At 64.6% G+C, this 9,901-nt stretch carries 9 protein-coding genes; all 9 read right to left on the reverse strand.

Going from position 1 to position 9,901, the window contains the following annotated elements; translation table 11 throughout:
* Window positions 1–145: 145 nt before the first annotated feature.
* The 9 genes from eccE to OHA42_RS32700 all read right to left on the reverse strand — a co-directional run bounded on the left by eccE (window position 146) and on the right by OHA42_RS32700 (window position 9,842).
* On the reverse strand, window positions 146–1,867 hold the full coding sequence (gene eccE, locus OHA42_RS32660; RefSeq protein WP_406231637.1) for a type VII secretion protein EccE: 1,722 nt from the start codon (window positions 1,865–1,867) through the stop codon (window positions 146–148).
* Window positions 1,864–3,216, reverse strand: a complete 1,353-nt coding sequence (mycP, locus tag OHA42_RS32665) for a type VII secretion-associated serine protease mycosin (protein ID WP_406231639.1) — start codon at window positions 3,214–3,216, stop codon at window positions 1,864–1,866. The genes eccE and mycP overlap by 4 nt, the downstream gene beginning before the upstream one ends.
* The gene (gene eccD / locus OHA42_RS32670) at window positions 3,216–4,739 is read right to left on the reverse strand and encodes a type VII secretion integral membrane protein EccD (protein WP_406231641.1); all 1,524 of its coding nucleotides are present in this window, start codon (window positions 4,737–4,739) and stop codon (window positions 3,216–3,218) included. The genes mycP and eccD overlap by 1 nt, the downstream gene beginning before the upstream one ends.
* On the reverse strand, window positions 4,736–6,307 hold the full coding sequence (locus OHA42_RS32675) for a MinD/ParA family protein (RefSeq protein ID WP_406231644.1): 1,572 nt from the start codon (window positions 6,305–6,307) through the stop codon (window positions 4,736–4,738). Before OHA42_RS32675 ends, eccD begins: the two co-directional genes overlap by 4 nt.
* A 34-nt stretch (window positions 6,308–6,341) precedes the next feature.
* Window positions 6,342–7,175: an ESX secretion-associated protein EspG gene (locus OHA42_RS32680; protein WP_406231645.1), complete on the reverse strand. Its 834-nt coding sequence runs from the start codon at window positions 7,173–7,175 to the stop codon at window positions 6,342–6,344.
* Between the two features lie 32 nt (window positions 7,176–7,207).
* Window positions 7,208–7,513: a hypothetical protein gene (locus tag OHA42_RS32685; RefSeq protein WP_406231647.1), complete on the reverse strand. Its 306-nt coding sequence runs from the start codon at window positions 7,511–7,513 to the stop codon at window positions 7,208–7,210.
* Window positions 7,514–7,566: 53 nt separating this feature from the next.
* Window positions 7,567–7,959 carry a hypothetical protein gene (locus tag OHA42_RS32690; protein WP_406231649.1) on the reverse strand — a complete coding sequence of 131 codons (393 nt, stop codon included), beginning with the start codon at window positions 7,957–7,959 and terminating at the stop codon, window positions 7,567–7,569.
* A 42-nt stretch (window positions 7,960–8,001) separates the two neighbouring features.
* Window positions 8,002–9,438: a PPE family protein gene (locus OHA42_RS32695; RefSeq protein ID WP_406231651.1), complete on the reverse strand. Its 1,437-nt coding sequence runs from the start codon at window positions 9,436–9,438 to the stop codon at window positions 8,002–8,004.
* A gap of 83 nt (window positions 9,439–9,521) precedes the next feature.
* Window positions 9,522–9,842 (reverse strand): hypothetical protein, encoded by a 321-nt coding sequence (locus tag OHA42_RS32700; protein ID WP_406231653.1) that lies wholly within the window; start codon window positions 9,840–9,842, stop codon window positions 9,522–9,524.
* Window positions 9,843–9,901: the final 59 nt, after the last annotated feature.

Consider the following 9,901-nt stretch of genomic DNA (forward strand, 5'->3'; position numbering starts at 1 on the left):
CCGCGATCAGACCCGACAATCGGCTCGAAAAAATCGCCGCCGCTGCTTGTCGGGGAGTAAGTGCCTCCCCACCGTCCAGATGAGGAAGATCACCACCATCGGGTTGGGAATCCACTGCCACGCTAATAGACATTACCGGCCCCTGTCAGCTCACCCGACGGCCACCGGGAGGCCCCGACACCGGGACCGCGGATCCATTGGCCGCACCAATCGCGGGGGGGCCGTCGGCAGTATCGAAATAGCGGGTTTCTCCTCTCGGCTCGATCAAATCCACCCGGACGGTCCGCATCGGGATGCTCACATCCACTGTGCTGGCTCCGACCTGGTTGATCGTGAGATCGACAGAGCGCCGGCGCGGACCGCCGGGCTCGCTGATCGTGACTGTTGTGTGCGCGTTCGACGCCCGCGGCGGAACGTGATCGAAGACGGCGATCGTCGCGGGCCCATCATCGGAGTCGAGGTTCGGATCCGGACCCACACCGTCGTCGGGGACGAGCCGCAGCGAACTCGCATCGCCGACCGCGGCGATGAGTTGACGCCAACTGTTCGGACGCGCCGAATGAATCTCCACATCCGCGCCGACCACCATGGCACGCAAAATGATCTGCTGTGCCACTGGCAACATCGCATTGACATCGATCGTCCGACGTCGCGGGTTGTAGCGAGCCGGGTCGAACAGCGGCAGGGCGAGGGTATGTCGCGGTTGTCCGCTGATGGAACCGATGATCTGGCCATTGGGGCCGATTGCCACCGAGAGGTCGGCGGCGATGTCTTCGGGCGCGATGTCGGAACCGGACTCATCTGCTGGCAAGGCCCGGACCGAGATCGCCGTAGGCAGTGAGGCCATCAATGCTGTCGACTGTCTGCCCTTGAGCAGGCGCAGATAGTCCGGCGGCTCCGTCGTCACGGCTGGGCCGACGAATCGGACCAGGGCGCGCGGGCCCAACTCGCCGTCGGTCAGGCTGACAACCAACGTCGTGCGGCCGCGGTTCCACGACCAGCAATCATCCAATCCGACGCCATCGAGCCGAGTCCAGTCGATGACGAAGCTGGTCACGCAGCGACCGGGCGCAGAAGATTCCAGGGTAGTCCAGGTCTCACGCAGATCGGAGAGCTCGACCCCCGAGTGCAGGAGTCGCGTCGCGTCGCGTAGCGCCCCGGAGGGCAGCGCGTGTGCAGCAAAGCCACGTTCGCGCAGCCGCCCCGCAATGCGGTGCGCCGCACTGGCGAGCGCTTTGGGGGCGACCACCTCGCATCGACCACGTTTGGTCAGCGCGGACAGGTTGCGTTCCTGGTCCAGCCGGACCACCAGCCACGTCAATCGATCACCGACTACCGGATGGGAGCCGATCAGTTGGTCGTAGAGCATGCTGTAGTTGCCGGTCGAGCGGACGCGCTGGCCGGTCGTGACGATGTCTATGTCGACGGCGATGCCGAATTGGTCGAGCATCGGCAACAGCACGTCGATCGGGATCGTGTCCTCGGTGTAGAGGGATTGTTCGGAGATGACCGTCGGCAGATCCAGATCGGGGGCGAGCTGGATCATGGCGACCAGCGTGGTGCCCGCCTCGTGGATGCCACACACACCGGCGGCGACCTCGACATCCCGGATCTCGGCATGCTGAGCGCGTTCTTGCGCCCTGGCCGCGCGGCCGACCCGGTAGGCGGCCCAGTCGATCATCCAGCGCACAGCGGTGCGGCCGTTGACCCGTACTGTCACCATCACCAGCAGTACAGACACCACAGTCGCACCGATCCACCACGGAGTCTTCGCGGAAAGACCGACAAGCAGTGGGCTGCCGACGACGACAATCGCGGCGAAGGGACCACGTTCTACACCGGCGGCCCGAATACTCGGAAAGCTCACCGACGCCTCCGCAACGCCGAACCCGTGTAGCTCGCACCGACTCCGAGCAGAACCGCGGCGAGGATGACGATGGTCGCCGTGATGCTCGGGCGCTTGTCCTTCGCCCGAGGCGGGGCCGGTATGGCCAACGGCGAGGTTCCGAACAGGTCGGCGGGGCGCTTCGGCGCCGTACGGAAACTCAGGGCGGCCATCGGATCGATCATGCCCGCGCCGACCACGTTGTCGATGCCACGCGCCGGTGCGTGCGCGCTCACCTGCAGTCGAGCGGCGATTTCGCTTGGGGTCTCGGTGGGATATCGCGAGCGCAGCAGTGCGGCTACGCCGCTGACGTAGGCCGCGGCGAACGATGCCCCACCCACCGGCGCCAGCTTGTCCGAGCCGACCCCGTTGATCAGCCCGTCAACACCAGGGCCGAGCGACTCGATGCCCGTACCGGGCCCAGCGACCGAAACCCACGGTCCCGTCAACGAATCCGGCATCGGCGCACCGGTCGCAGTGGTGAATCCGACGGTCAGTACCTCGGGCGCGAACCATCCCGGCGTGGAGATCGTCTTGACGTCGCGCCAGTTGCGCGGATCGGCGGGTCTGGTCGGATCGATCTTGGGATTTTGCGTGCAGCCAGATGCGGAACTGCCCGCGCCCGCCACGATGAGCGCGCCACGGATCCGCACGGCGTATCCGATAGCGGCCGAGAGGATCGATTGGTCGAGCCGCATATCCGCGGGCACACAAATCGGCAGCGGTACGGTGATCACGTTGGCGCCTTGATTCGCCGCGTGCGTGATCGCGCGCGCGAGGGTACGAATTTCAACACTCATTCGCTGCGCCGGATCGGGGGAAACCTGATGCTCCTCCGTGAACGCGGCAGACCTGAGGCGCACGGAAAGAATCCGCGCATCGGGGGCGACGCCCATGAATCCATCCGTGGGAGCCGAAGTGGCCCCGATGATTCCGGCGATCAAGGTGCCGTGCGCATCGCAATCGGACAGTCCGTCTCCCCCGGCCACGACATAGTCGCCGCCGCCGAAAAGATTGGGCAGACGCGGGTTGGGCTCCACGCCGGTATCGATGACTGCGACGGTGACCCCGGTTCCGGTGCTGAGCGATCGGACTCGACGCAGTTCGAGAGCAAGTTCTGAGGGCGGCGTCCGCGCGAGGTCGCTGTCCCGCAACACACCAGCGGACAGACACCCGCTGTTCTGCTTCGTCGGATACTCCGGCCCTGGCGGATCGTCCAGCGGCGGTGACCCGACCACCACTTGGGGAGGTTCGAGCGCATCGACAGGTGCGGCGGTGATCGCCAGCACAATCCCTGCGAGCACAGCGACCGTGGCCCTGCCGAACTTCATCAGATTGCTCGCATCGCGGTGTAGACGCCCATGATCCAGAAGGCGATGACGGGGACGACGACGACGAGCGCGTATTCGACCAGATCGATCATCCGGCGCGTCACCGGCGAGAGCCGCTTACCCGGCAGTCGCACCGCCGCAACACATCCCGCGCAGGCGGCAATGGCAACGACCAACACGACGACGAGCCGCGCCCCTGGGGTCTCATAGGCGCGCACCAGGACGAAAGCGACGCCGGACACTGTGACGGCCGCGGCAGAGATCAGCGCGATCGCCTGCACGCGGTCCGGAAACCAGCGCGCTCGCATCGCAAGAACGCCGGCCACCGCTGCCGCCATGACGATCTCGCGTACACCACCGGGGCTGACCGCGGCCGTGATCACCGTGGCGACCGACAGCAATATCGAGACCGCGGCGATCAGGCCGCGCAGACTGGTCACTGCCAGTCTAGCGCGGCCCTCGATGCCGACCTCGGCTCGTCTGAGCTGGCGTTCGTTGTCTTCGATCTCCTCGTGACCCTCGCGGGCGGTCTCGGCGTCGAAGATATCGGTCAGTGTCGCAGGCGACACCTCATTGCCAGGGTCAGGCAGGTCCGGTGGCCGGATCCGAGCGATCACCACGGCCAGTCGTGGTGCGATGTTCAACAGCACCAAGGCCACGAATACCGTGCCGCCGGAGACCTGTCCGAGTGACAGATCCAAGTACGCCTCGGGCAGCGCCGCGACCGTCACGCAGACACCGAGCACCGTCACCGCCATCAGCGTCGCGATGCCGAATCCAGTGAGCCGCATCATGGTGGCGGCGGCGACCGCGGCAACGACCGCTCCCGCAGCCCAATTGGCCGCTGCGAACGGACCAGGCTGGTCATAGGCCGGTGGCACCAGCATTGCGCCACCCGCGAAGAGCAGTGGAGTCGCCGAGAGCGCGAGGCCGAGGCAGATCACGGCAGAGGCCTTGCGCCGCCGCGCCGACATCGCCGCACCCAAGCACAGCACGCCTAGCAAGAGGGCGGGGACGCCACACCACAACGTCGAACCGGTCTCGGTCCACGACCAGGCCAACATCGCCGCGACCGTGGTCGCTCCGACGGCCAGCGCGGCCAAACCGACGACAATGGCTGTGCCCTTGTCGAATTCGGCGAATTCCCGCTGATTGATCAATGCCAGTGCGTCGGTGATGTCCTCGACGACCGGCGTGAATACCTCCACGGACTCGATTACCGACAGCATCAATACCGCGCCGTCGGAAATCTCATGATCGGCGAGACTGCGCCACCGTGGAATCGGCGGCTCCCCAGGACGGGCAAGACTCCATTGTCCCCGCGGCGGTGCGAAGTCGATATTCTCATCATCGACGGCAGCGGCGAGAACACCGACCAGATCGTCGATGAACGTCTCGATCGTGAACTTGGTCGGCACCACCACATCGACCTGATAGGTGGAGATCATCACGGCGATCCTGGCCCGTGCGACCTCCGCCGACGGCTGCGTCCCCGCAGGTGCCGGCGCGACGGCAGTGCTCACCGCCACCCTCCTCGGTCACCCGAGTCAGCGGTGCTACCGGTCAGATAACCGGGAAAGCTGTCGGAGAGCCAGGCCGCGAGTTCTTCGAATGCCAAAAGTGTTTCCTTGTCCAGCAGGCGCAGGTCGATCTCGCCGCCTTCGGCCAGATGCTCGTCGTAGGGTACGACACAGGTCGGCCGCTGCGCGGTCGCGAACAGCTTCTCGATCGCGGCGACATCGACGGTCGGCTTGGCAGGCTGATGGTGGGTGATCGCGACGATCGACTTGGCGATCAGGTGCTGCAAGCCGTGTGAACTCAACCAGTTGAGGGTGGCGACCGCACCGGTCACCCCGCCAACCGTGGCCGGGGTGACGACGACGACAGCATCGCTGGTCTGCAACACCGCGGCGGTCGCGGAATCGAGCACCCCGGTCCCGCAGTCGACGAGAAGCAGGTTGTAGTGCTTGCGCAACACCTCGACGGCGGTGGCGTACTCCCGGCCCGACAGCGCCTCATTGGCCTCGGTCGTCCATGGGGATGCGATGACCGCGAGATCGGCATCGTTGATCGAGGTGTAGGACTGTACCGCAGAGAAGGCGTCGAGATTCGTCGACTGCGCGAGGTCGCGCAGCGTAAGTCCGAAGGGGTGGCGGCTGGTGCGGGTGGAGAGGTCACCGAAATCCGGGTTCGCGTCGATGGCGACCACCCGGTCGGGTCGCAGGCTCGCGAAGGTCGAACCGAGGGTCGCGGCGGCGGTGGTCCTGCCGACTCCGCCTTTCACGCTGACCACTGCGATCTGGTAGGTCGTGGTGAGCTGACGCCGGATTCGCGTGCGGCGATCCTCGGCGCGTTGCTCGGCGGGCGAGAGCCCGAGTTTGAACCCCACCTTGTTCAAAGCGCCGCGCATGCCGGCCTGGGAGCGCAGCTGCGCCCGCCGTGCCGCCGCGATGTCGGCAAGCAGGTCGATGGAGCTGAGGTTGGCGGGCAATACCTCGATCCGCGGCGTCTGGTCGTAGGCCGAGCGGTCGATGCGGTCAGGAACCCACTGCGCGGTCTGCGTGGCCGGTTGCCATGTCTGACCCTCGCCTGAGACGGTGGGGGCGGCGTCCGCGCGCGCGACGGGCTGCGCATACGACGCTGTGTTCGTCACCTCGGTGAAGGTCGACGTGCTCGAGGTGGGGGTTGCGGAGCTCGACGCACTCGGAGCCGAAGTGCTCGAGGTCGATTGAGCAGGCGGCGGACCTGCTGAGGAAGGCGGGTCCTGCGCCTGCGGCATCGCCGGTGTCGGCGACGCCGCCTGGCGCGACTGCGGGCTCATCGCGACGGGAGGCGCAACCGTGCCCTGCACCTGTGCGCGGTCGCCGGATGCCGTCGGCGTCGACTCGGTGGGACGTTGCGGTGCGCCGACTACGGGGTCGCCGAAGTCGCCGTACCGGAACCCTTCCGGGTTCGCGGTGCCGTCGGCTGCGGGCGCCGGTGCAGCCGACGTGGCGGCCGACTCACCGGTCTGGGAGAAGTACGCGTCGTAACCGCCGCGCCCTCGGACGGACTCGGTCGAATGACCATTGGTGCTCGGTGCTCGGTTCATTTCCGTCGTCCTCTCGACAACCACAGTGCGACGTTCAGCCGATTCGGCTGGTATCGAACCAACTTCGGCCGGGCAGCAGGTCGATGAGGGCCCTGATACCCGCGTGCAAGGTCGAGTCGTCACCTGGCGCATATGTCGACCAGATCACTCCGTCCATCGACCTACTCGGTGTGACGGCAAGTCGCCCCGACACGGTGTCGACCACACTCAAGCACACGTCGGGCTGCACCGAGACCCCGTCGTGATGCTCGATCATGACAACCTCGGCTTGCCGCACGACCTCGAAAAGCGCTTGGCTCAGCACACGTGCCGTTTGCGGCTCGGCCCCGAGATCCAACAACGCATTTCGTCGCTCGGTCGGGTCGGACGACATTGCCGCGAAATCCTCGGATGACGCGGTCAACGGCGCGAAACTCAGCGGCGGGCAGGAACCCAGCGCTGCCATAAGGGCGGCTGAGACGCTCTCGACGTCCCGGCCCTCCTGGAATACCGGCTGGATAACGATGTTGTCGTCGCAGCGCACCGCGAGTACTTGGCGTTCGCCGCGGCGCACCAGCGACATCCGCAGCATCCCCCGCGGCTCGCCATCCAAACCGGTGTCCAAGATCCGCACGACCAGTTCCACATCGGGCCGGTCCAGGCAGTGCAACCAGTGCTCGACCGTCGGGTGCACGCGATCGTCGTCGATGATGCCCACCTCGGTGAGCTCCGCCGCGATTATCGCGCGCACCCGATTCCGATCCGCGATATTGTAGATGTTCGGCCGCAACGCGAGCACCATTGGATAGGCTTCGATACCGACCATATCCTGCAGGAGCAGCGCCGCGTCGACATTGAGATCGATCGCTACCGGATCCGTTTCAAACACCTTTCACCAAATAGATGAGTTGTTGCGGGCCGCTATACCGAGCGAAAACCGCCGGCGATCTGACCGTCCACGACATCCATATCTCCACCCTTTGTGGAGGTTTGGATGATCTTGCCGTTCAGCTTGTTGAGACTCGCCTCATAATTACCCAGCCTGGTGTTCAGCCCATCCGTAAGCCACTGGTAGTCTTTTGCGCCAGCACCCTCGAATTCTTGGAGGAGTTTATCCCGCAGCCTCTTGATTTCCTCGATGTTCGTCTTCATGTTATTGACGATAGTAGAAACCCGGTCGGTGCTATGTCCGGCCTCGATGTAATTGAAATGAATTGGGTTGGTCATGGTATTTTCACTTTCCTGATCGGATTGACTAGTGAGATCGGTCGCCCGATTCCTTAAGAATAATTATTCTTGATGATCTCCCGATCGATGACCTCCTGGCGGCCATCCCCCCACTCGCCGGATACGTTGCCGGTGTCCATCGCTCCGTTGTCACCCAGGTCGGCGAGAATCGTAGCCCTGGCAGCCTGCGCTGCGGCATCGAACTTCACACCGGAGAGGGTCAATTGCTCGATGATTCGAGCAAGGTGGTTGGCCAAATCCGAGCCACGCTCGTGCGCATTGCCCAGCGTGGAGTAGATCGCCGTTCCGGTATCGCCACGCACCGCGGCATGCAATTCATCCTGGCAAGCCGCAAGTTGCTGCAGAAGGGAGAGGAGATGCTTCTCGCAGGTAGTCGTCTGATTTCCAGACTCGCGCATCAATTCGGGATGGGCAATGGTCGTCATTTTGTTTCCCTTCGCGGAAGTGACATTCGACCTCGGTGTGGATTACCGGGGACGTTCTGAGATTGCCAATACCAGATCGTCATCGTCTTTCTCGATGACACCGACCAACATGGTTTGTTCGTCGATCGGCTCGTCCTGGCGTTCACCGTCGGCGTACTCGATGACACCGATGACCGGAGGCTGCTCGAGCACTGGAACCTCTTCGGGTTCACCCGGCACGAACACCTTCGACTTCGTGCGTTCCTCGTCGCGGCGACGACGACGCATGTTCGCCTTCGGCGCGGTGGCCCCACGGCGTAGTGGACCCTGTTGCGCTGGTCCGCTGGTCAGATTGCCCGGGGTGGCGCCGAAGGGCGTACCACGTCCAGGCGCCCAGTTGGCAGGCATACGGAATCCGGTGGATGCTCCTGGCATGGACCCGAGCCCACCTCGGAGCATTCCGAGTGCGGCCACGCTACCGACTCCACCGTTCAATCCCGCCAAGGTGGACGAGTACGGCGAGGTCCCGTAGAAGCCGTGATCGTCGGGAGAGCCGCCGTCGACCGAGGAATCGCCCAACGAGTCCGTCATGGACGACAGGGCGTTGTTGACATCCGATGCGGCCTGCTCGCCTTCCGGCAGCTGCTGGCCCGGATCAGGGTTGGGATTCGGGTTCGGATTGGTGTCACCCGGGTCCGGCGTCGGGTCGCTCGGATCGCTGCCTCCGTCTCCGTTGCCATTCCCTCCGTCCCCTTTGCCGTTCCCATTTCCACCGTCCCCTTTGCCGGACTCGGGCGGATTCGTATCCTTCGGGCCCGTCTCGGACCACGGCGGAGGCGGGTTCTTGTCGGCCGGTACGCCGCTCTTCTGATTGATCCCGCTGTCTCCACCGCCCGACACGATGGGTGGTGGTGGCACCGGCGTCGGCAACGCCGCAAGCGCCCCGAAGGCGTCGGCCTGGTAACCGAACATCACGCCGGCGGCTTCGCCCCACATGATGTCGTAGGCGGCCTCGCATGCGAAGATTCCAGGCCAGTTCTGATTCATTGTGTTGGTTGCGATCAAGGTGGAGGACAGTGCGCGCACCGCCAGGATCTCGAAAAGCTTCGGCATCGCGCCGAGGGCCGCGCCATACGCCGCGGCCACTTCCGCGGCCGATGCCTCACATTTCCGAGCGACGATGGATTGCTCTCGCTGCCATGCCGCATGCCTACGGAATGCCGCCTGCGCACGGTCCGACGTCGGCCCGTCCCATCCGGGCGCCATCCTGTTCATCGCAGCTTCTGATGCCGATGACGCGAAGTTCAGTGCATCGGCCATGGTCGCGTACGCCGCCGCGGTGTCAGCCGTGGACACCCCGCCTGTGATAGGCATCAACCGTGCCGAGTTCACCTCGGGCGGCAGCGCGCCGAAGGCAAAGGTTTCCGGCAGCCTGGACAGGGCTTGCACCTTCGAGACCACATCGATGACCTCGGTGAACAGATTCCCCACGAAATCCATGAGGTCGCCAATCGACAATGACTGCAAGGTCGATTGTATGAAGTCGTCTATCCCTGGTGACGTCATGGTCGACTCCGCCGCTTTTACTTGAAACGGAAATTCATGTTTTCGGCGCCGACAATGCCGCCACCGTGGACGTCGACACCCATCAATTTGATGTCCACCTTGGGCAGCGCCGCGGCACCGTCGAACTTCTTTCCCGAGCCTTCGAACGTAGTACCGCAAAAGCGCGGCGCAAGGCCTCGGAAGATGTCCGAAACGATGGCGCTGACCGGATCCAGCGCCGCGGGGAACGGCGCGGTTCGCGGCGCACACGCACCAACTGTGGAGACTGTGGCGACCTCGATGTTGACGAGTTCCGCACCGGCGGTGGTTGGATGCCCTGGAGTGAGGCTGTAAGCCATGGGATTCTCCTGACGACGGGTATCAGCTCTGTATCGAGCGGTACAGGAAGAACGCTAAG

It is taken from the genome of Nocardia sp. NBC_01009, assembly GCF_045208035.1.
Taxonomy (GTDB): Bacteria; Actinomycetota; Actinomycetes; order Mycobacteriales; family Mycobacteriaceae; genus Nocardia.